21 protein-coding genes are annotated in these 20,005 nt (G+C 64.0%); 8 read left to right on the top strand and 13 right to left on the bottom strand.

All coding sequences use genetic code 11. The annotated features are described in order from the left end of the window. Positions 1 to 51: 51 nt before the first annotated feature. The 4 genes from CAL12_RS06755 to CAL12_RS06740 all read right to left on the bottom strand — a co-directional run bounded on the left by CAL12_RS06755 (position 52) and on the right by CAL12_RS06740 (position 3,792). Positions 52 to 1,032 carry a Bug family tripartite tricarboxylate transporter substrate binding protein gene (locus CAL12_RS06755; protein WP_086063784.1) on the bottom strand — a complete coding sequence of 327 codons (981 nt, stop codon included), beginning with the start codon at positions 1,030 to 1,032 and terminating at the stop codon, positions 52 to 54. A gap of 90 nt (positions 1,033 to 1,122) precedes the next feature. Then, positions 1,123 to 1,995, bottom strand: a complete 873-nt coding sequence (locus CAL12_RS06750) for an isocitrate lyase/PEP mutase family protein (protein ID WP_086063783.1) — start codon at positions 1,993 to 1,995, stop codon at positions 1,123 to 1,125. Further along, the gene (locus tag CAL12_RS06745) at positions 1,992 to 2,918 is read right to left on the bottom strand and encodes an NAD(P)-dependent oxidoreductase (RefSeq protein ID WP_086063782.1); all 927 of its coding nucleotides are present in this window, start codon (positions 2,916 to 2,918) and stop codon (positions 1,992 to 1,994) included. The genes CAL12_RS06750 and CAL12_RS06745 overlap by 4 nt, the downstream gene beginning before the upstream one ends. 64 nt (positions 2,919 to 2,982) lie before the next feature. After that, a complete protein-coding gene (locus CAL12_RS06740; RefSeq protein ID WP_232464724.1) occupies positions 2,983 to 3,792 on the bottom strand; it encodes an SDR family oxidoreductase in 810 nt (269 codons plus the stop codon). Positions 3,793 to 3,939: 147 nt separating this feature from the next. Here CAL12_RS06740 and CAL12_RS06735 point away from each other — a divergent pair, with 147 nt between their 5' ends. Beyond that, positions 3,940 to 5,334, top strand: coding sequence for an MmgE/PrpD family protein (locus CAL12_RS06735; RefSeq protein ID WP_232464723.1), 1,395 nt, complete (start codon positions 3,940 to 3,942; stop codon positions 5,332 to 5,334). Positions 5,335 to 5,352: 18 nt separating this feature from the next. Here the strand turns inward: CAL12_RS06735 and CAL12_RS06730 are convergent, their stop codons facing one another. Further along, a complete protein-coding gene (locus tag CAL12_RS06730) occupies positions 5,353 to 6,738 on the bottom strand; it encodes an L-serine ammonia-lyase (protein ID WP_086063781.1) in 1,386 nt (461 codons plus the stop codon). Between the two features lie 149 nt (positions 6,739 to 6,887). Between CAL12_RS06730 and CAL12_RS06725 the strand changes: the two genes are divergently transcribed. After that, positions 6,888 to 7,805 (top strand): LysR family transcriptional regulator, encoded by a 918-nt coding sequence (locus tag CAL12_RS06725; RefSeq protein ID WP_086063780.1) that lies wholly within the window; start codon positions 6,888 to 6,890, stop codon positions 7,803 to 7,805. Between the two features lie 51 nt (positions 7,806 to 7,856). Here the strand turns inward: CAL12_RS06725 and CAL12_RS06720 are convergent, their stop codons facing one another. Next, positions 7,857 to 8,402 carry a cytochrome b gene (locus tag CAL12_RS06720; protein WP_086063779.1) on the bottom strand — a complete coding sequence of 182 codons (546 nt, stop codon included), beginning with the start codon at positions 8,400 to 8,402 and terminating at the stop codon, positions 7,857 to 7,859. Beyond that, positions 8,399 to 9,466, bottom strand: coding sequence for a catalase family peroxidase (locus tag CAL12_RS06715; protein ID WP_086063778.1), 1,068 nt, complete (start codon positions 9,464 to 9,466; stop codon positions 8,399 to 8,401). Before CAL12_RS06715 ends, CAL12_RS06720 begins: the two co-directional genes overlap by 4 nt. A 194-nt stretch (positions 9,467 to 9,660) precedes the next feature. Here CAL12_RS06715 and CAL12_RS06710 point away from each other — a divergent pair, with 194 nt between their 5' ends. Both CAL12_RS06710 and CAL12_RS06705 read left to right on the top strand, forming a co-directional pair. Further along, positions 9,661 to 10,413, top strand: a complete 753-nt coding sequence (locus CAL12_RS06710; protein WP_086063777.1) for an SDR family oxidoreductase — start codon at positions 9,661 to 9,663, stop codon at positions 10,411 to 10,413. Positions 10,414 to 10,465: 52 nt separating this feature from the next. Next, entirely contained in the window at positions 10,466 to 10,768 is a 303-nt protein-coding gene (locus CAL12_RS06705) for an EthD family reductase (protein WP_086063776.1), read from the top strand. Positions 10,769 to 10,774: 6 nt separating this feature from the next. Here the strand turns inward: CAL12_RS06705 and CAL12_RS06700 are convergent, their stop codons facing one another. The 3 genes from CAL12_RS06700 to CAL12_RS06690 all read right to left on the bottom strand — a co-directional run bounded on the left by CAL12_RS06700 (position 10,775) and on the right by CAL12_RS06690 (position 13,890). Beyond that, positions 10,775 to 11,977, bottom strand: coding sequence for an L-dopachrome tautomerase-related protein (locus tag CAL12_RS06700; RefSeq protein WP_086063775.1), 1,203 nt, complete (start codon positions 11,975 to 11,977; stop codon positions 10,775 to 10,777). A 244-nt stretch (positions 11,978 to 12,221) separates the two neighbouring features. Next, on the bottom strand, positions 12,222 to 13,193 hold the full coding sequence (locus CAL12_RS06695) for a tripartite tricarboxylate transporter substrate-binding protein (RefSeq protein ID WP_086067717.1): 972 nt from the start codon (positions 13,191 to 13,193) through the stop codon (positions 12,222 to 12,224). Positions 13,194 to 13,212: 19 nt separating this feature from the next. Further along, positions 13,213 to 13,890, bottom strand: coding sequence for a DJ-1/PfpI family protein (locus CAL12_RS06690; RefSeq protein ID WP_086063774.1), 678 nt, complete (start codon positions 13,888 to 13,890; stop codon positions 13,213 to 13,215). A gap of 11 nt (positions 13,891 to 13,901) precedes the next feature. Here CAL12_RS06690 and CAL12_RS06685 point away from each other — a divergent pair, with 11 nt between their 5' ends. Continuing rightward, positions 13,902 to 14,867, top strand: coding sequence for a GlxA family transcriptional regulator (locus CAL12_RS06685; RefSeq protein ID WP_332459120.1), 966 nt, complete (start codon positions 13,902 to 13,904; stop codon positions 14,865 to 14,867). A 151-nt stretch (positions 14,868 to 15,018) separates the two neighbouring features. Here the strand turns inward: CAL12_RS06685 and CAL12_RS06680 are convergent, their stop codons facing one another. Continuing rightward, positions 15,019 to 15,537: a lipocalin-like domain-containing protein gene (locus CAL12_RS06680; RefSeq protein WP_086063773.1), complete on the bottom strand. Its 519-nt coding sequence runs from the start codon at positions 15,535 to 15,537 to the stop codon at positions 15,019 to 15,021. Between the two features lie 122 nt (positions 15,538 to 15,659). On the opposite strand from CAL12_RS06680, the gene CAL12_RS06675 reads away from it, so the two are divergent. Further along, positions 15,660 to 16,535, top strand: coding sequence for a LysR substrate-binding domain-containing protein (locus CAL12_RS06675; RefSeq protein WP_086063772.1), 876 nt, complete (start codon positions 15,660 to 15,662; stop codon positions 16,533 to 16,535). Positions 16,536 to 16,565: 30 nt separating this feature from the next. Here the strand turns inward: CAL12_RS06675 and CAL12_RS06670 are convergent, their stop codons facing one another. Further along, complete coding sequence (locus tag CAL12_RS06670; protein WP_086067715.1) at positions 16,566 to 17,423, bottom strand: LysR family transcriptional regulator; 858 nt, start codon at positions 17,421 to 17,423, stop codon at positions 16,566 to 16,568. A gap of 88 nt (positions 17,424 to 17,511) precedes the next feature. Here CAL12_RS06670 and CAL12_RS06665 point away from each other — a divergent pair, with 88 nt between their 5' ends. Then, on the top strand, positions 17,512 to 17,892 hold the full coding sequence (locus CAL12_RS06665; protein ID WP_086063771.1) for a tautomerase family protein: 381 nt from the start codon (positions 17,512 to 17,514) through the stop codon (positions 17,890 to 17,892). A 441-nt stretch (positions 17,893 to 18,333) separates the two neighbouring features. Further along, positions 18,334 to 19,185: an AraC family transcriptional regulator gene (locus CAL12_RS06655; RefSeq protein ID WP_086063769.1), complete on the top strand. Its 852-nt coding sequence runs from the start codon at positions 18,334 to 18,336 to the stop codon at positions 19,183 to 19,185. Between the two features lie 46 nt (positions 19,186 to 19,231). Here CAL12_RS06655 and CAL12_RS06650 read toward each other — a convergent pair whose 3' ends face one another. Then, positions 19,232 to 19,804, bottom strand: coding sequence for a Fur family transcriptional regulator (locus tag CAL12_RS06650; RefSeq protein ID WP_086063768.1), 573 nt, complete (start codon positions 19,802 to 19,804; stop codon positions 19,232 to 19,234). Positions 19,805 to 20,005 lie beyond the last annotated feature (201 nt).

Genomic DNA, 20,005 nt, shown 5'->3' with positions numbered 1-20,005 from the left:
CCCCCTGACGCGCCGGCGGCATTACTGCGTCCCTGAGGGTTCGCAGCGGGCTCACTGCGTCAGATGGCTGGACAGCTTGTCGACGGTCGCCTGTGCGCGCCGTACCGTCGCGGCGAACTCATCCGGCGTGTTTCCCACCGGCTGGATCAGCAGCGGCTTCAGCACGTTCAGCACCTGCGGATCCCGCGCCGCCAGGCGCATGCCGTCGGCGATCTTCGCCACCAGGGCATCCGGCGTCCTCGCTGGCACGAAGATGCCGTACCAGTTGTTGGTGAAATCCACATCGCCCAGGCCGGTCTCGGCATAGGTGGGCACGTCGGGCACTTCCGCCAGGCGCTGGTCGCTGCTCAACGCCAGGATCTTCATGGTGCCCGCCTTGTGGTGCGGCACCACGGACGACAGGCCGGTCACCATCATGGTGACGCGGCCGCCGATGATGTCGTTCACCGCGGCGGACGTGCCCGCATAGCGCACGTTGGTCATATCCTTCAGGCCCATCTTCTCCACCAGCCCGGTTCCGGCCAGCAAGGTGAAAGGCTCGCCGCTGGCCCAGCTGCAGCGCGCCGCGGTCTTCGCGCAGGCGCGCTTCAGGTCATCGATGGTCTTGATATCGGTGCCGCCCTTGACCACGATGCCGGTGGGCCCCGACGCCAGCATGCTGACCGGACGCAATTCCACCAGGGGATCGGCGTCCATGGACTTGCTGATGTACTTCAAGGCCGCGATCGCGGGTATGGAAATCAGCAGCGTGTAGCCATCCGGCGCCGCACGCATGACCTGCCGCGTGGCGATCATGCCATCGGCGCCGGGCTTGTTTTCCACGATGACAGGCTGCTTCCAGTGCTGCGATAGGAAATTGGCCGTGGCGCGCGCGATGTTGTCGCTGCCGCCCCCGGGCGAATACGGCACGACCAGCGTGACCGGTTTATCGGGGAATTTGTCTGCGGCGGATTGCGCGCCTGCGGGCGAGGCGGCCGATGCGGCCAGCGCCAGGACGGACGCCAGCAGGGTGGAATGGATCCGATGCTTCATGGTTAGTCTCCTCGTGGGCGGTGTCGGCCGGCGCTGCGCGCCGGTCCCGCCGCCCCTTCTGTGTGGATGCAGCACTGCGGACGGCTGGACCTAGATCTCGTACCTGGATTCCTCCCGGGTGATGCGGTCCAGGCCGACGAACTGGTTGAACGCCTCGAAAGTCGTCAGGCGGTCGGCGATGGCATTGGTCGAGCAGCCTTCGCGCATGAAGGTTTCCATCATTTCCTTGACCGCCTTGTGCATCGCCAGCATGGGCTCGACCGGGCACAGCGCGTAGTCGAATCCGATGTCGTGGATCTCCTTCAGCGACAGGTAGGGGCTTTTGCCCGAGCGCACCATATTGAACAGGATGGGCTTGCCCAGCGGCTTGAGCCGGCGAATGATTTCGCGCATCTGGTCGACGCTCTCCGGGGCGTCGGCGTACAGGCCGTCGACCCCGGTTGCCGAGTACGCCTCCAGGCGATCGAGGGCATCCGCGAGCCCGGTCACGGCGATCGCATCGGTACGCGCGACGACGAAGAAATTCGGGTCCGTCCGCGCGTCCAGCATCGCGCGCAGCTTCTGCGTCATTTCTTCCTTGGACACCAGCTGCTTGCCGGCGAAGTGGCCGCAGCGCTTGGGCACGGCCTGGTCTTCCAGGTGCAGCACGGAAGCGCCGGCCTCTTCCCACAGCTGTATGGTGCGCTGGGCATCCAGCACACCGCCGTAGCCTGTATCGGCGTCGGCGAACACAGGAATGCTGGTCACGCGGCAGATGCGCCGGATATGGTCGAACATCTCGGTCTGGGTGAGCAGCCCCACGTCCGGCTTGCCCGCCACGATGGCGGACGCGACGAAACCGCTGACGTAGATCGCGGGGGCGCCGGCCTGCTCGGCCAGCATGGCGGTGACCGCGTCATGGGCGCCCATGCAGACGAAGGGCGGCTTCTTGAGCAGCTCGCGGAATCGTTCGGATCGGGTCATGATGCCTCCTTGCGGGCTGCCTTGCCTCGCACTTCCACGCCCGCGGCCTCTTCGGCCAGGCGCACGATTTCCGTCATGTCGGCCTGGTCGCCCAGGCGCGCGACCGCATCGTTCAGCAGGTCGCGCACGACGGCGCCCACGCGCAGCGGCGCGCCGATGGCCTCGCTTTCGGACAGGCACAGGCCGACATCCTTGGCCGACAGGCCCATGGCGAAGCCAAAACCGAAGCTGCGGCTCAACACGTACTTGGGTATCTTGTCTTCCGAGGAATTGCTGCGGCCGGAGCCCGAATTGATGACCTGGACCATGATGTCCGGATCGAGCCCGGCCTTCACGCCCATGACCAGTGCTTCGGAAGTGACGGCGAGCGCCGTCACCGACACCAGGTTGTTGATGACCTTCATGGTCTGCGCCAGGCCCGGCTTTTCGCCGATGTAGAAGGGCTTGCCCAGGACACGCAGCACGGGGTCCAGCGTGTCGCAGGCCTCGCGCGGTCCCGAAAGCATGAGCGCGAGCGTGCCCTTGGCCGCGCCCGCCATGCCGCCGCTGACGGGGCAATCCACCGACGCGATGCCGCGCTCGCCCAAGCCGCTCGCCAGGCGTTGTGCCGCCTGTGCGCCCGACGTCGACAGATCGACGGCGATACGGATGGCGCTGCCCAGCGCCAGCCCGTCCGCGCCCAGCGCGACGTCCGTCACGATATCGGGCTTGGGCAGCGAAACCAGTACGATGGACGCGGCATCGGCGACCGCGCGCGGCGAGTCGACGGCGCGCGCGCCCAACGCGACCAGCTCCTTTACCGCCGCCGGCTGCGCGTCGTGGATGGTAAGCGGATAGCCGGCTTCCAGCAGCCGCCGCACCATCGGCGCTCCCATGCGGCCTATGCCGACGAAGCCCAGGTGAGGCTTGTCCTTGTCGTTCATATTCGTCTCCATCGTGATGGTCGTTCAGAAACCGCGCTGGCGTGCGGGTCGAAACTGCGTTTCCTCAAGCGGCCGTCCAGCCGCCGTCCACCGGCAGCATCGCACCGGTGATGTCCGCCCCGGCGGGCGAGCAGAGCAACATGACCATGGCCGCCACACTTTCCATCGCCACGAAGCGTCCCGTGGGCTGCCGTGCCCGCAGGTAATTCGCCGCGGCTTCGGCTTCGGTGATGCCCTGTGTCGCCGCGATACCCGCGATCCGGTCGACGATGGGCGGCGTGGGCACCGTGCCGGGCATCAGGGCGTTGCAGGTCACGCCCGTGCGCGCGGTTTCCACCGCGATGGCGCGTGTCATCCCTATCAGTGCGGTCTTGGTGGTGATATAGGCGATGCGGTCCGAGGTCGCGCCAGCGCCATATACCGAGGACATGTTCACGATGCGGCCCCATCCACGCGCCCGCATCCCGGGCAGCGCCAGCCGCACCGTATGGAAAGCCGCCGACAGGTTGACCGCCAGGGCTTCGTTCCAGTGCTCGGTCCGCAACTGGTCGACCGGCGCGAAATGCCTGACCACGGCGTTGTTCACCAGGATATCGACGCCGCCCAGTTCCGTTTCCGCCTGGGCCATCATGGCTTCGATCTGGTCCACGTCGTTCAGGTCCGCGCGCGACAGCGACACGCGCGAGCCGGTCTCTTCGGCCAGCCGGCGCGCGGCGGCCTGGGCGTCCTGGATGGGTTCCAGGCCGTGCAGCATCACGTCCGCGCCCGCCAGGGCCAGCCGCCGTGCGATGGCGTGGCCCAGCCCCGCGACGGAGCCGGTGATGACCGCGCAACGGCCGCGCATCGATGGCGCGATGGCGCTCTCTGTCTCCATGGTGCTCCTCTTTTATTGTCCGCGGGGGACGCCACAGGACTTCCGCCGCGCCGGGATGACAGTTAGTATGATTGTATTATTGATATTTTGCAAAGGAGACGAACTGATATGACCGGACGATCAGCAGACCCGGCTTCGGATACGGCCATGAACATGGATATGGAGCGCTTTGGCCCCATCACCCGTGCGGTGGCCCGCTTCGGCGCGGAATGGCGCTGGGAGGACATCCCGGAAGCCGTGCGCCACGAAGCCCGGCGTTCGCTGCTGAACTACTTCGCGGTGGCGCTGGCCGGCAGCGCCGACCCGACGGTCGACATCGCCGCGAGCGTGTTCGCGCGATTCAGCGCGGGGCAGCAGGCCACGGTCATCGGTCGCGGCCAGCGGATGGATATGCTGAACGCAGCCAGCCTGAACGCCATGATGGCCAATGTCTTCGACTTCGATGACACCCATCCCGCCACCATCATTCATCCCACCGCGCCCGTGGCGCCGGCCGCTTTCGCCCTGGCGCAGGTCCAGCCGGTCAGCGGCGCGCGCCTGCTGCACGCCTTCATCCTGGGGGCGGAGATCGAATGCCGCATGGGCAATGCGCTGACGCTGGGGCATTACGCGCATGGCTGGCATATCACGTCAACCTGCGGCGTATTCGGCGCGGCCATCGCCAGCGCCAGCCTGCTCGGCCTGGATGCGCGCCGCACCGCCTGGGCGCTGGCCGGCGCGGGCAACCAGACCGGCGGGCTAGTGGAGACGCTCGGTACGATGTCCAAGAGCATCTCGGTGGGCAACACCGCCCGCAACGGATTGCTTTCCGCGCTGCTGGCGCGCGAGGGCCTGGCGGGCCCCGACCAGCCGATCGAAGGCGCACGCGGCGTGTTGAACGTGCTGTCGGCCACGCCGGCGCCGGAAAAGCTGATCGACGGCCTGGGCCAACGGTGGGAGCTTCGCACCAACACCTACAAGCCCTATCCCTGCGGTGTCGTGCTGAACCCCGTCATAGAGGCCGTACTGGCACTCAGGGAACGCATGGCGCTTGCCGATCGCGATCCGGCCCGCGTCGCGCGGGTCGAACTCACCGGCCATCCGCTGCTGCGCCAGCGCACCGATCGCCCAGGCGTGCGCAACGGCCGCGAATCGCAAGTCAGCGCGCAACACGCCATCGCGGTATGCCTGCTGCATGGCCGTGCGGGCCTGGCGGAATTCTCCGACCAGGCCGTCGCCGCCCCGCGCGCCCACGCGCTGGACATGCGGCTGCGCTTCCACGACGACGACGCCTATACCGTCGACGCGGTCCACATACGGATCACCCTGGACGACGGCCGCGACTTCGAGCACCGCATCGACGCCGCTCGCGGCTCATCGGGCAACCCGCTTACCGACGCCGACCTGGAAAACAAGCTACACGAGCTCTGCGCCTATGGTGGATCGGGTTGCGACGCGGAGGCCATCATCGGCGGCATATGGGAACTGGAAACGCTGACAGACGCTGGCAAGCTGATGGCGCGGGTCGCCGGCACGCCAAGGACGGAGATACGGACGGGCTAGCCGAGAAACAGGCGGATCTCAGCACTCGACAATATTCACCGCCAGGCCGCCTCGGGCCGTTTCCTTGTATTTCATGTGCATGTCGGCGCCGGTCTCGCGCATGGTCTTGATCACCTTGTCCAGGCTGACGTAGTGCGAGCCATCGCCATGCAGGGCCATGCGCGCGGCATTGATCGCCTTGACGGAGGCAATCGCGTTTCGCTCGATGCACGGGATCTGCACCAGGCCTCCCACCGGATCGCAGGTCAGGCCCAGGTGATGCTCCATCCCGATTTCCGCGGCATTCTCGACCTGGGCCGGCGTACCGCCCATCACCGCGCACAGCGCGCCGGCCGCCATGGAACACGCCACGCCCACTTCGCCCTGGCAACCGACTTCCGCCCCGCTGATCGACGCATTCTCCTTGTAGAGGATGCCGATGGCACCCGCCGTGAGCAGGAAATCGACGATGCCCTGTTCGGTGGCGCCCCGAACCGCAAACGCGTAGTAATGCAGCACCGCCGGAATGATGCCGGCCGCGCCATTGGTGGGCGCCGTCACCACGCGCCCGCCCGCGGCATTTTCTTCGTTGACCGCCAGTGCCCAGAGATTGACCCGGTCCAGCAGGCGCAGCGGATCGTCCCCATCGTCGCCTACCGGTCCGAGGCGCCGCGCCCAGTCGGCGGCGCGGCGCTTTACCTTGAAACCACCGGGCAGCACGCCTTCCGTGCGGCAGCCCCGCTGCACGCAGGCCTGCATGACCCGCCAGATGTCCAGCAGCCCGGTGTCGATCTCGTCGTCGGTCCGCCAGTGCCGTTCGTTGCGCCGCATCACCTGGGCGATGCTGATGCCATGTTCGCGCGTCAGCCGCAGCAGGTCGTCCGCATGATGGAAAGGCAAGGGCAGCACGGTCGCATCGGGCGCGATGACCCGCTGCCGTTCCCCATCGGCCGCCAGCGAGTCGCTCACGATGAAGCCGCCGCCCACCGAGTAGTACGTCGCCTCGCGCAGCAGCCGGCCACCCGCGTCGAAGGCCGCGCAGGTCATGCCGTTCGCATGGAAAGGCAAGGCGCGCCGGAAGAACAGGATGTCACGCTTCTCGTCGAAGGCGACTGCGTGATCGCCGCCCAGCCGAATCGCGCCCGCCTCGCGTATGCCCCGCAGGATGTCCGGCACCCGGTCGACATCGACGGTGTCGGGCCGGTGGCCGGCCAGACCCAGCAGCACGGCCTTGTCGCTTCCGTGCCCCTTGCCCGTCGCGCCCAGCGATCCATACAGCGAGACCTGCACCCTCGCGACCTCGGGCATCTGCCCATGATCCACCAACGCGCGACAGAAGCGCCTGGCCGCGCGCATCGGTCCCACGGTATGGGAACTGGACGGTCCGATGCCGATCTTGAACAGGTCGAAAACGCTGATTGCCATGGATTTGCGCCAAAGACGGGCGACGCAACGCCGCCGGGAAGCATGAGATGCCACGCCCATGGTAGGAAGAGCGTATCGACATGTCTACTTATATAAATTTACGCGTACCATTAGAAAAATTGTCGAATCAAGGATGCTGGAGTCCCGGGATGGACATGAATCGCCTGCTCACCCTGCGCGAACTCGCGCGTTGCGGCACGATGGCCGCGGCCGCGCAGGCCCTGCATCTGACCCCTTCCGCCATATCCCAGCAGCTCGCGCAACTCGAGCGAGACCTGGACACGAAACTCACCGAACGGCGCGGCCGCGGCGTGGCGCTCACCGCAGCCGGCCACGCGCTGGTGCGGCACGCCGAACGACTCATGTCGGTACTCGACGAGGCCAGGTCCGAACTGGCGCAGTTGCGCACCGACATTGCCGGCGAATTGCGCGTGGCGGCCTTTTCCTCGATCTCGGTGGCGGTGCTGGCCGGCGCCCTGCGGTCCCTCCAAGCCCGCCATCCACGGCTGAGGGTGATCGTCAGCGAAATGGAGGCGCGCGAAGGATTGGCGGCCTTGACCGCCTGGCATACCGACGTTGCCGTCATCGACGATCTCGCGGTGGACCCGGGCGTCCGCCATCATGCCTACGAACTGGTTCCGCTGGCATCGGACGCCTTGCATGTGATGTTGCCCGCCAAGCATCCCTTGGCACGGCGCACGTCCTTGCGCATGTCGGACCTCAAGGACGCGTCGTGGGCGCTGGACTCTTCCAACAGCTCCTTCGGCGATTTCGTCGCCGGGCTATGCCGCCGCGCCGGCTTCGAACCTCACGTCAACGCCCACTGCGCCGGATTCGAACTGGTCGCCGCGATGGTGGCGGCCGGGTGCTCCGTCTCGCTGGCTTCCGGCCTGCGGCTCAGCCGCCCCCTGCCGGGCGTCAAGGCCGTGCGCCTGCGTCCGGAGATCCAACGGCGCATCCTGCTGGCCTACCGGAAAGGCGAACGGGACCACCCTGCCGTCCAGGCGCTTGTGGAAGAAGTCATGCGCTGCGCAAGGCGCATCCTGGTCGAATCCGCACCTGGCTAAGCGCCTCCACGGCGCCGCTGGCCGTGGAGCCAGCCGTGGGCTGCACGCGTTTCATATCCGCCGGCGGCGGACGGGTGCCATCGCCTCGAACACGCCGTCGCGCCTTATCCACGCGTGAAAAAGCGCGGCGGCAAGGTGCAACAGGATCAGCGCGAAAAAGCAGAACGCCAGGGCCCGGTGCGCCGACCAGAGCACGCTATGCAATTCGGCGTTGGGGGGCACGATGGAGGGCAATCGCATCCCCGCCACGATCACAGGATAGTCGGCCGCGGAAAGCATGGACCACCCCAGCAGCGGCATCGCGATCATCAGCGCATAGAAGGCGACATGCGACAGCCGTGCCGCGAGCTTCATCGGCTCCGGCATGCCCGCCGGCAACGGCGGGGCACCCTTGCGCCACCGCACGATCAGCCGCAGCACGGCCAGCACCAGGATGGCGATTCCCAGCGGCTTGTGGATGTCCACCAGTGCCAGATACACGGGTTCGATCGTGGACATCATCCCCACGCCGATGAACAACATGGCCAGGATGGCGATCGCCATGACCCAATGCAGCGCACGCTGCAAAGGCGTGAATGTCGGACAGGCGCCGTTCATGGTTTCTCCTGGGCGGGGACACGCGGATAGCTCGAAGACTCGCTGGTGCGGCGGTTATAGGACACGGCATACGCGGCCGAACGGGCGGCGGGGAAGGGATCGTCCGATGTGCTCATGCCCGCTGGCAGCACTGTGGGATCGAAGTTGAGATCGCGGCATGGCCCGTCCGCTTCGGCTTCGATCCGGCTCACCACCAGCGTACCGGCGTCGATCCTGCGGCGGCTGTCCGGCCAGACCTGGGTAGGATCGGCGGTCGGATCGCCCTTGTCGGCGATCGTCAGCACCAACGCCCACTTCTGCGCGCCGGCCGCGACTCTTGCGCCAATTTCCTTGGACAGGAAGTCGGGGTCGCGCTTGGCCAACTCTTCGGGCGGAATGGGCACCACGGTGGCCGCCGGCACGAACGACCAGCGCACCGCCCTGTTTTCGCCATTCGCATCGGTCAGCACGAAACTGTTCAGGCTGTTGTAGCGATCCTCGGCGTAGGACTCGGTAAACGGCGCGCTATGCGCCCACGCGCCGAAAGCCCCAAGCGAAGGATGCGTGGCCGCGAACTGCTTCATGGCGGCAGGGTTCTCCTTGTCCGCGGAAGCCTGTTGCAATGCATAGAAGTCCTCCGGCGTCGCGACCGGAAAAAGCGGCGCATCGAGCATGGCGGTGCGCCATTCCTGGCCGTCGGGCGTTTGTATCCGCAAACTGAGCCCCCGCACCCGCCCGGCGCCATCCGCCATGGTCGGAATCGGACCCGCCAGATTGAACCGTCCTGTCACCGGGTAGGTACCCGCCTTGAAGACCGACGCGCGCGACACATCCGCGCCCGCGCCATTTGCTTCGAAGCTGCCGGTAAAACAGATGCCCTTGGCATGATTCCGCCGGTAGCCTTTCACCGCGCCCCCGGGAGGCGCCAGTGAATCAACAACCTTTTCCGGGGTGATGCGCGTGGGCGTCAGCCAGCCGGCCGTATAGGCGAAAGCGCCCGCGGCCGCGATGACGATCACGCCGATGCCGACCAGACGCAAACCGTCAGCGCTCGCGGGCGGCGCTTTGTGTTTCTGATCATTCATCGCAGCCCCCGCCCGCCGGAGCCCACCGCCCGGCCGTGCGGCGTCCGGCGTAGTTCGATTCGAAGGTCATATCGAGTCCTTATGCGGTCCTATTCTGTACTGATTATTCCATAAAGTTCTTGCAGATCAAGCCCATCGGCTATAGCATTTATATACCGATCGATATATAAACCGCTACGCCCAGGGATATCTTCATGAACGACCCCACTCTACGTCTTGCCGGAAAACGCGCGCTGGTCACCGGCGCGGCGCGCGGCATCGGCGCGGCCATCGCCCTCAAGCTGGCCGAGGACGGCGCCGACGTCGCGATCACCTTCGAGAAATCGGCAGAAAAGGCCGAGGCCCTCGCCACGGAAATGCGTGCCTTGGGTCGCAAGGCGGTAGCCATCCAGGCCGACGCGGCCAGCCCCCAGGCGTCACAGTCAGCGGTCGAACAGGCCGTCGCGGCGCTCGACGGCCTCGACATCCTGGTCAACAACGCCGGCGTCCTGATCGCGGGCGCGTTTGCCGAGCACACGCTGGAGGAAATCAACCTGCAGCTGGACGTGAATGTGCGCGGCGTGTTCGTCACCACGCAGGCCGCGCTGAAATACATCCCGAATGGCGGGCGCATCATCACCATAGGCAGCAATGCGGGATTGTCCGTGCCGTTCGTCGGAATAGCAGTCTATGCCGCCACCAAATCCGCCATGGAAAGCTTCACACGCGGTCTTGCCCGTGAACTGGGCCCTCGCGACATTACCGTCAATCTGGTCCGCCCCGGGCCCATCGACACCGATATGAATCCGGCGGACGGCCCTCTCGCGGCGTCCGTCCTTCCCAGCCTGTCCATTGGACGCTACGGCAAGCCCCGGGAAGTCGCCCAGGCCGTCGCCTTCCTCGCGGGGCCTGAAGCCGCCTACATCACCGGTTCGGGCATTCTTGTCGATGGCGGCATCAGCGCCTGAACCGCCATTCAGAACTGGCAATCGAAAAGCTGAAAGAGATACGGCAGAAAACATGGCAAAGATGATCGTTGTATGCGCTGGCGATGCCGGCGTGAGGTTCGATCGCGACTACTACGCGAACAATCACTTCGAGCTGGCAAAAGCATGCTGGGCCGAGTATGGACTCCAATCCACGGAGGCTTTTTTCCCCTACTCCGCAACCGGCGAGTGGAAATCCATTGGGGTGTACACCTTTTCCTCGGAACAAGGCATCCATGACGCCCTTGCCAGCCCGCAAACTCAGCAAGTGATAGACGACGTAAAGAACTTCACCGACGCGCCTGTCGTCATGCGCAGTCTGTTCATCACATTCTGAATCGCGTCAATGCGTCGGCGCCGGCGCGCTGTCGATGCGGATGCGGAACAGGCTGTATGGTTTCCGCCGCAAGTCCCTGCCCGCATGAAAGCCCGGCTGGCGATGCAACTGGTTGACGGTGAAGTACAGATAACCGTCGGGACCGATCGACATGGTGTCGGGCCACAGGATGCGCGGATCGTGCGCGATCGTTTCCCACTGGCCGCCGGGACGCAGTTCGCGTATCGAGTTACGTTCGTAGTCGCCGGCATAGACCACGCCATTCGCGTCCGCCTCCAGGCCATCGGAAGCGCCCTTCTCGCCCAGGTCCTTGACGGCCGCGGCCACCTGCGCGTCGCTGGCGTTCGGGTCGCGCAGGATATCGGTGGGCACCGAATACAGATGGCGGCTGGACAGGGGCGAAAAGTACAAGGTCTTGCCGTCCGGCGAAAGCGCGATGCCATCGGATGCCACCGTGAACGGCGACGTGGTGCCGTCCGGGTTGCGCCCGATCAGCGTTTCGCCTTCCACGACCGCCACGAAGGCGGGATCGGCGGAGGTCGACCGATCGCCCGTCAGGCGTCGCACCGCCGTGCCGTTATCCAGGTCGACGATGATAATGCCGCCCGTGCCGCTCAACGACGAATCCGTCACGTACGCCACGCCCGCCTTACCCACCCGGAAGTCGAAGCGCACGTCATTGACGTACGTCTGCGGCCGCATCACGTTCGGCGGAAAAATGATGGTCTTCACGATCTTGTTGGTGCTCAGGTCGATAGCTACCAACTTCGCGCCGCCCGCCTCCGGCGGCCCGAACTTCGGCGCGGCGGTATCCAGCACCCAGAGATGATTGCGGCCGTCGGCGACGACGCTCTGCACGCTGATGAACTGGCTGCCCGGCGACTCTGCATCGCCGCGATTCACGGCCGCATCCGGATAGGGAACCACCTTGCCGCCGCGAACCTCGCCCACGGTGAAGGGCACGTCATCGCCCCAACGCGGGAAATTGACGAAGATGCGGCCCGCTTCCGTCACCGCCACGCCGGTCGGCATGGCATCGTGAAAGATCGCGACGGTTTCCAGCTTGCCGTAAGCCTGCTCACGCGCCTGGTTCTGGACCTGGATGAGCTTGATGGGGGCCGCCCCCGCGGGCAGGCCCAACACGGCGATCGCCGCGGCCAGGGGAGCCGCGATCAAGGCTTTACGAATGAAGGGATGGGGTGCGGACATGATGATCTCCTTGCCTGGCGAGGCAGAAACGCGCGGGTTCGGCCACGACGCCGTGGCGTATGCACATACTGCGTCAACTCGCATTTCTGAAAAATCGCAGGGATCGATCAGCACTTTCCTTGAAAATCGAAAAATGGGAGCGGCGTGGGCGCCGCGGCGCTAGTTTTGCCCTACCCAATGTTTGCTGTCCGAGCCACCCAAGAAAGGATTCGATGGCGAAAGCATCCTGCGAAGAGCGCTTGGGTCAAGTGCCTGGCTCCTGGATCACGGAGCCCCACCGCTTGATCTCCGCTTCAAGGAAATCCCGGTGACCTTCCGGGGTGAGACGTTCATCCTTGATGACTTTAAGGCCCGCGTCCGCCTGTTCCTTTTGGAAGTCAGGATCCTGCACCACAGCCTGGAGTGCCTCTGAAATCTTCCGGACTACAGGATCAGGGGCCTTGGCCGGAGCGTAAAGTCCATACCAGACCGTCAATGGTGCAATGGGAATGCCGAAATCCTGCATCGCTGGCGTGTCGGCCAGCGCAGTGCCGACCAGCGGCTGCGGCACGGTAACAGCAATCGCCTTGACCTTTCCTGCCTGGATCTGAGGAATGGCATTGGCGGTCAGATCGCACATGAGATCGACCTGGCCACTTAGAAGATCGATCATCGCGGGGCCCGTTCCCCGATACGGAACCATGGTGATGTGTTTTTTCAGTCCGGACTGCAATAGCGAACCACACAGGAACGAAGCCGAGCCCGTTCCTGCGTTGGCCATGCTGACCTGGGCTTGACTCGCCAACCAACGCAGGAAGTCGTCTTTGTTGTCGGCGGGAATTCCAGGCCGGGCTATCAGTACCAGCGGAGACTCGACGAAAATGCCCAGAGGGGTAAAGTCTTCCAGAGGGTTGAAGTCCAGCTTGCGCTCGAGCGATGGTGCCGTCGCCATATGGATGTGATCCAGGAACAGCGTGTACCCATCCGGCGCGGCGTGCTTGGCGCTCACCGCGCCGATGTTGCCGCCCGCGCCGCCCCGGTTGAGGATGACGATAGGCTGGCCAAGCTGGGGGATGAGCTTGGCGGCGAGTTGACGCGCAAGCCGGTCCATCGGGCCACCCGCGGCGTAGGGCACGATCAGCGTGATCGGATGATCCGGAAAAGCCGCATGCGCGGCGCCATGCGCAAGGACAAAGAACGTAAGCGCCGCGGCGAGCCCTCTCTTCAAGCATTCCATGATGCGCTCCGTCATCGCTTTACGCGTCCAGTGCCCGCGCGGCCTGGGCCACGGCTTGTGCGCGAATAGCGTGGCGCTTCCGGGTGGCATCCAGGCAGCGCTGGACGATATGGTCGGGCGACGTGCGTGGCGTGCCGCCGGCGAATGGTGGCTCCGGGTCGTATTCGATCTGCAATTGGATTTGCCGCGCGGCATCGTCGCCAAGAATCATCGCAACGACCTTGATGGCCATATCGATGCCGGATGTCACACCGCCCGAAGTGAATATGTTGCCGTCCACGCACATACGGGACTCATCTGGAATGGCGCCGAACTCGCTCAAGAACTCGCGTGCCTGCCAGTGGCAGGCGGCGCGCCGGCCACGAAGCAATCCCGCCGCTCCCAGCAGAAGCGAACCGGTGCAAATGCCGAAGACGAACTTGGCCTGTGCGGCCTGGCGGGCCGTGAAATCCACCCAGCGGGGGTCCACCAAGGCGTCGTCAGTGCCCGGTCCACCGGGTACGACCAGCAGATCGCAGGGCTTGGCATCGTCGAACGTTGCGGTGGGCAGCATGGTCAGGCCACGGTCGGATCGGACCGGCTCCATCGACGGCGAGACCAGATCGATCTCGAAGCCCGGCGCACGCGCCAAAACCTCATATGGACCGGTCAAATCGAGTTGAGTGACCGCGGAAAAGAGCAGAAAATTGACTTGCATACAGAATCCCCTTGAAAGTCTCCAAGGTAGAGGTCTTCGTGAATGAACATGCGCCAAAAGCAGAGGGAATTGCGCCAATTCACATTGGCTTTCTCGTTTTCCCTGGCTTTCAACCGATAGACCTGAGCGGTCCCTGGCAGGCGTTCACCACAGCCAACGATGAACTGGGGTACCGGCGCTATCACCTGTCCAGCTTTGGTCCCGAAACCCTCGCGCGAACCACTGACGGAGGCTTGCGCCTGCTGGTCGACCACACCCTGGATGCAGCCATTGAATTCCGCGTGCACACGCTGATCGTGCCTGGCGGGGACGGTGTGCATCGCGCGGCGCAAGATCCTGCCATCCTGCAATGGCTGCGTGCCTGCGACCTGACCACTGTTCGAACCTGCAGCGTCTGCACGGGCGCATTTCTGCTCGCCTCAGCCGGCTTTCTGGACGGACGGCCCGTCACCACGCACTGGCGCAACGCCGACCGGCTACGCCAGGCGTTTCCAAAGCTGGACGTCGTCGATGAACGTATCTTTTGCGAAAGCGGAAAGTACTGGACGACCGCCGGCGTCACCGCCGGTATCGACCTGGCACTGACATTGATCGAACATGATTGCGGCATTGCGCTTGCCCAGCGGGTGGCGCGACGCCTGGTGGTCTATCTGAGGCGAAGCGGCGACCAGCGGCAGTACAGCCAGACCCTGCGCGTGCAGGACCGTGCCAGCGCGCCATTTCGAGATCTGATCGGCAGCATGGAAAAGAACCTGGCTGCGCCATGGACCGTGGACGACATGGCTGATCGCTGCAATATGTCGCGCCGGACATTCCAGCGCAGATTCAAGCAGCACTTCGGCGTTCCGCCCCAGGAACTGCTGAAGACGTTGCGACAAGAGAATGCCAAGCTTCTGCTGGCAAGCGGCAAGTTGACCAAGAAGGACCTTGCGCGGCAAGTGGGTTTGCCAGTCACCGAACTCGCCAACTTGATGTAGGAACGACATGGGCGCGGCCGACGAAGTCGTTGCGGCCGCGGGTTTGACCACTTGCGCAGATGCTTCGCCATCGCGGCCTTGACGCGACCGGGATCGTCCGAGCGATACGCGCGCTCCCCGGACGCTTAACCCACGATGCGACCAGTGAGCCTTAGTTCACACGACGCCAGATCGAGATCGGCACGTCGCCATTCGGCCGCGCGGTCACCTTGTAGCTCAGGGTGCCGTCTTTCAGTTCATAGGTCCGTTTCTGCTCCTCCCCTTCCCAATTCGGGAAGGATGCATTCTGGATGTGGAAGACCAGCGTGCTCTTGGCCGGGTCGACACTGATGGTACCGAAGTGCGTGCTCGATCCCATGACGACCTCCTTGTATTCGGCGGGCGTGGCGGCGGACTTGTCCGGCGATGCAAAGCGCTGGCGCTCCGACTTGTAAATCTGCAGGGAATAGCGCCCCTGCTTATCCACGATCAGCAAGCCCTTCGGCGCGGCGCCGTAGTCACGGCCTCTCGATCCGTCGGGGTGCTGGACATCGGCCGCGACGAGCGTCCAGGTGCCGGCCAAGGACGACGCGGCCGCCGGCGTCTTCGCCAGGGCAACCGCCGACGACAACGACGCCGTCACGAACAACGCCGCGACGGCACCAGACTTGAATGAGGAACGACGATGCATTTCTTCTCCAGGCTACGAATAAGGACTGCGTGGCGTTCGTCACGCTGCATCTTTGAATGATAGGTATGCGACGCCCTCGTGGGTGCGATAATCCGACAGCCTCGATTTAGAAAAACCGCATCATGCTTCTACCGAATCTTGATATGGATGCGTTACGCACGTTCCTCACCGCGCAACAGGTGGGAAGCTTGGCCCGTGCCGCCGAGCAGGTGGGGCGCTCTCAGTCCGCCGTCAGCCAGCAGATGCGCAAACTGGAAATGCAAGTCGGACAGCCGCTGTTTCGCCGTCAGGGACGAGGCCTGACGTTGACGGACGCCGGCGAGCAGGTTCTTTCGTATGCGCGCCGCATTCTCGAACTGAATGATCAGGCGATCCTCGCATTGCGGGGAGCATCCCTGGAAGGCAGCGTGCGCTTCGGTTTGCCCGGCGACTTCGCCGAAACCTGGCTGCCGACAGCGCTAGGGCAATTCAAGAAGGCACACGCCGCGGTGCGCGTGGAGGTTTCCGTCGAACGCAACGGCGCCTTGCTCGAACGGCTGGATCGCGGGGAGCTGGATCTCGTCCTTGCGATGGGCTATGAACACCGCGAGGATGCGGAACCTGTCGCCACCTTGCCGATGACATGGATAGGACCGGCGACGGATGCGGTGGTCCTGCGTGCGGGCCAACCCCTGGACCTGGCGCTGTACAACCCGCCATGTTTCTTTCGTCGTGCCGGACTCGAAGCCCTGGATGCCGCGAACATCGCATGGAGGCTGGCATATACCACCGCCAGCTTGAACAGTCTCTGGTCGGGCGTCGCGGCTGGCCTGGGCATCACATTGAGAACGGGCAGCGGTTTGCCCGCTACGTTGAGGCAACTTGGCGAACAGGATGGCCTGCCTCCCCTCCCCGTCGTAAAGCTGTGCTTGCACGCAGGCGGGCGGGAGATCACGCCCGCCTTGGCGCGCCTGCGCGAAGCCGTGATCGAGAGTGCCTTGGGGAACCTGCAAACCTGACTCCGATTCCGTCGCCAAGCTGCGCGCTGATTAACCCCGTACCGCGCCGCGAAAGGCTGCCGCGAGTGCGCCGAGCGCGTCACGTCCGCGCCCGTCCTTGACTCTCGAATAAAGTAGAACAGGAAGCCGCGGCAGCTCGGGCAGCCCCAGCTTGGGACCCACGTCAAGGGCGCCGAAGGGGACCATGCGCGGCGACAAGGCCGCGACGCCCAGCCCTGCCATGACCGCGGCGGCCACGGCCATCACCCCGCCACCCACAAAGACTTCAGTCCACGGTATGCCCGCATCGTCGAGCAGCTCCTCGGCCATTGCGCGCACGCCGCAGGGCGCGGCCATCGTGGCAAGCGGGAGTGGCTCGCCAGCGCGGTGCTCCCAGCCTGGAACCGCGAACCAGCCGAATTTCTCTTCAGCGATCATCTCGCCATCGCTGCGGTCGACGTGCTGGCGAACCAACACCGTATCCAGCTCCCGCCTGTCGAAGTCGTGCAGGAGGTCACCCGACGAACCTATCCGAATTTCGATCAGCAGCTGGGGATTCTGGCTATTCATGCGGGCGATGAGCGCGGGGAGCTCCGGCCCCGCCACATGGTCGCTGATGCCGATCGCCAGACGTTGCCGCGCGCTGACAGCGACAGACAGCGCGCGCTCATGCGCCTCCAGGAGTGCTCGCGCGTGGACGAGGAAAGCGGCGCCCTGCCCCGAAAGTTCGACATGCCTGGGGGTCCGTTCAACGAGTCGGGCCCCGAGCCTTTCCTCCAGGCGCTTCAGTTTCAGGCTGACCGCGGCTTGCGTGGTCCGCAGCGCTTCGGCCGCGCGGGTAAAGCTGCCCAAGTCCGCAATGCGGACAAATGCCCTGACGGCATCGAGATCGAGGGTGCGCTCAGCCATTTCCATATCTTATCGCTGAAATAAACACCAATAGCTTATCAGAATAGATAATTCCCCCCACGGTAAACACACCGAAAAGGAACACACCATGCCCCTCGTCCATATCTCATTGCGTGCTGGAAAACCGGAAGCCTATCGGCAGGCCATCTTCGACGGCGTCTACCAGGCATTGCAGGACACCTTCGATGTGCCCGAAGACGATCAGTTCATGGCCATCACCGAGCACGAGGCCGCCAACTTCCGCTACGGCAAGTCATACCTCGACGTCGCGCGCAGCGATGATGTCGTCTACATCCAGATCACTGCAAACAACACTCGCAGCACGGAACAGAAGAAAGCGCTGTTCAAACGGCTCGCGGATCTGCTCAGCGAGCAACCTGGCATCCGTCGCGAGGACGTCTTCATCAACCTGGTGGAAGTGGCGAAGGAAAACTGGTCCCTGGGCAACGGCATCGCACACTACGCCTGAGCGCAAGGCCATCCCCGAAGCAGCACCATCTATTGCTGAACCAAGAATTCGGATCGAGATCCAGGTGCGGGCCTGCAATAGAATGCCCACCATCGACGCTCTGGTTGCAGAAAATGCAAGAGACATCTCATTACTGGTTCTTGGCAAAGCATCATGGCTGGGGCTGGGGGTTTCCGGTTCTTTGGCAAGGATGGGCGGTGCTGCTCGTCTACATCGTCTCGCTTATCGTTATCGGGAACGTACTTCGGCCCGACCGTCGGCTCGGAGCATTTCTTTTTGCAGTCGTCTTGCTCAGTGCCGCATTCTTCTTGGTGGTTTGGGCAACTGGCGAACCGCCACACTGGCAGTCCTAAAGCGCGAAACGGCTGGACACAATCGGGCAATTTCACAATAATATTGTCCAATCAGGCCAATGTCTCGCCTCCCTGGAATTCCGCACACATGTCGAGCACTGCGATCACCGATCTGACTGTGCCTTCGAACGTCGACGATGTCCCTCGATCCGTTGTTGCCCTGAGCGCCACATCGGTCACAAAGGACTGGGAGCACACGAGGCATCAGCACCGCAAGGCACAGTTGCTCTACTCTGTTCGCGGCATCCTTAATTGCGAAATCGAAGATGGTGTCTGGATCGTCCCGCCCCAGTGCGCCATATGGATACCGGGAGGCTTGCCGCACGCGGCACGGGGCTCGGGCGAAACGGAATGCTATTGCCTGTTCGTCGAACCAGACGCCGCACCGGATCTTCCGAAAGCGTGTTGCACGATTTCGGTATCGCCATTGCTACGCGAGTTACTGGTGAAGGTGGCTGGTTTCCCCGAGTCATACGCGCTGGGGGGACGGGAAGATCGGCTGATTGCCGCGTTGCTCGACGAATTGGCAGAGGCTCCGGTGGAAGACCTGCACCTGCCCATGCCGCGCGATCCCCGATTGCGGCGTCTCGCGGAAATGATGTTGGCCGACCCCACGGACAAGACCTCGAAGGCTGACTGGGCCACCCGCATAGGCATGAGCGAGCGCAGCATGAGCCGCCTCCTGATGCACGAAATTGGAATGAGCTTCGGGCGCTGGCGCCGGCAACTGCATGTGATCCTGGCCCTTCAACGATTGACCAAGGGTGACAGCGTGCAAAGGGTGGCACTGGAGCTAGGGTACGAAAACGCCAGCGGGTTCGTCACCATGTTCCGCAAGGCGGTGGGCAAGCCTCCGGCACGATACCTCTCGGATCGCACGAACGGAGTGGAGCCTGCCCCCGCATCCGGCATCATGCTCCCCGTCGAGATCTCGCCCTGATTGGGTCTGCCTGTCTTGGCCCGAATCGCCGCGAGTCATCCACGGGCTACTGCCCTACGTTGCGGAGTGACCGGCATTTTTCACACGTCGTGCTGATGGTAAAGACTGGCTCCGCTTCGAGAGCAAAGCCTTTCTCGCGTGCCAGCGTCTGCAGATGTTTACGCAGCGCCAGGTCGTCAAGGAAAACCAGTCGCCCGCCACAATGACAACGCAGCGTGTCGTAGCGGGCGTTCAGCGCGTCCGGCTTGATCGCATAGAGCGCACGCCCACGTGCGGCTTCGGTGCGAACCAGCAGCCCGGCAATCCATAAATCGTTCAGCGCCCGGTAGATCGCCCCCGGCGTGAGGCTGTCGAACTGCGTGCTGAGGATCCGATACGTTTGCCGAGCATCGAGACAGCTCGGCATCGCCTTTTCCAGGGTACTCAAGACACTGAGACGAGCGATCGTCGGTCGGACTTTGTTCGCCACCAAGCGTTGCTCTAGAAACGACAACGACGATCCGGTGTCGGGAGCAGCCGCCGCAGTGTGCTCTATCTTGTGTTTGCCTGACGGGAGCTTCTTGCTACCGAATGCTGCTATCAAGTCGACGATCCGAGGGGAGTCATCTCGTGGCTCCATATCTTTACTCCTTAGATGGCAATGGGCTTGATACGGGAGATGGCGGTAGACATGCGTTGCTCTCAACAATCAAGCGCAGCGTACCGGCGCCAACCGAATACCACATTGCGAAACCAGGTCAGGATATTTCTCGTTCCGGCCAATTTTTAGACATCTCCCAGTTTGGCCCAACTGAATAACAATCTGGCCGAACTTCGCCAT

This window comes from Bordetella genomosp. 8 (genome assembly GCF_002119685.1).
GTDB lineage: Bacteria > Pseudomonadota > Gammaproteobacteria > Burkholderiales > Burkholderiaceae_B > Bordetella_C.
Note: the sequence above shows the minus strand (reverse complement) of the source record. Positions and strands in the feature narration are given on the sequence as shown.

Excerpts from the sequence above, each read along its gene's own strand:
- CAL12_RS06755 (WP_086063784.1), bottom strand. The coding sequence starts at position 1,032 with ATGAAGCATCGGATCCATTCCACCCTGCTGGCGTCCGTCCTGGCGCTG.
- CAL12_RS06750 (WP_086063783.1), bottom strand. The coding sequence starts at position 1,995 with ATGACCCGATCCGAACGATTCCGCGAGCTGCTCAAGAAGCCGCCCTTC.
- CAL12_RS06745 (WP_086063782.1), bottom strand. The coding sequence starts at position 2,918 with ATGAACGACAAGGACAAGCCTCACCTGGGCTTCGTCGGCATAGGCCGC.
- CAL12_RS06740 (WP_232464724.1), bottom strand. The coding sequence starts at position 3,792 with ATGGAGACAGAGAGCGCCATCGCGCCATCGATGCGCGGCCGTTGCGCG.
- CAL12_RS06735 (WP_232464723.1), top strand. The coding sequence starts at position 3,940 with ATGAACATGGATATGGAGCGCTTTGGCCCCATCACCCGTGCGGTGGCC.
- CAL12_RS06730 (WP_086063781.1), bottom strand. The coding sequence starts at position 6,738 with ATGGCAATCAGCGTTTTCGACCTGTTCAAGATCGGCATCGGACCGTCC.
- CAL12_RS06725 (WP_086063780.1), top strand. The coding sequence starts at position 6,888 with ATGGACATGAATCGCCTGCTCACCCTGCGCGAACTCGCGCGTTGCGGC.
- CAL12_RS06720 (WP_086063779.1), bottom strand. The coding sequence starts at position 8,402 with ATGAACGGCGCCTGTCCGACATTCACGCCTTTGCAGCGTGCGCTGCAT.
- CAL12_RS06715 (WP_086063778.1), bottom strand. The coding sequence starts at position 9,466 with ATGAATGATCAGAAACACAAAGCGCCGCCCGCGAGCGCTGACGGTTTG.
- CAL12_RS06710 (WP_086063777.1), top strand. The coding sequence starts at position 9,661 with ATGAACGACCCCACTCTACGTCTTGCCGGAAAACGCGCGCTGGTCACC.
- CAL12_RS06705 (WP_086063776.1), top strand. The coding sequence starts at position 10,466 with ATGGCAAAGATGATCGTTGTATGCGCTGGCGATGCCGGCGTGAGGTTC.
- CAL12_RS06700 (WP_086063775.1), bottom strand. The coding sequence starts at position 11,977 with ATGTCCGCACCCCATCCCTTCATTCGTAAAGCCTTGATCGCGGCTCCC.
- CAL12_RS06695 (WP_086067717.1), bottom strand. The coding sequence starts at position 13,193 with ATGGAATGCTTGAAGAGAGGGCTCGCCGCGGCGCTTACGTTCTTTGTC.
- CAL12_RS06690 (WP_086063774.1), bottom strand. The coding sequence starts at position 13,890 with ATGCAAGTCAATTTTCTGCTCTTTTCCGCGGTCACTCAACTCGATTTG.
- CAL12_RS06680 (WP_086063773.1), bottom strand. The coding sequence starts at position 15,537 with ATGCATCGTCGTTCCTCATTCAAGTCTGGTGCCGTCGCGGCGTTGTTC.
- CAL12_RS06675 (WP_086063772.1), top strand. The coding sequence starts at position 15,660 with ATGCTTCTACCGAATCTTGATATGGATGCGTTACGCACGTTCCTCACC.
- CAL12_RS06670 (WP_086067715.1), bottom strand. The coding sequence starts at position 17,423 with ATGGCTGAGCGCACCCTCGATCTCGATGCCGTCAGGGCATTTGTCCGC.
- CAL12_RS06665 (WP_086063771.1), top strand. The coding sequence starts at position 17,512 with ATGCCCCTCGTCCATATCTCATTGCGTGCTGGAAAACCGGAAGCCTAT.
- CAL12_RS06655 (WP_086063769.1), top strand. The coding sequence starts at position 18,334 with ATGTCGAGCACTGCGATCACCGATCTGACTGTGCCTTCGAACGTCGAC.
- CAL12_RS06650 (WP_086063768.1), bottom strand. The coding sequence starts at position 19,804 with ATGGAGCCACGAGATGACTCCCCTCGGATCGTCGACTTGATAGCAGCA.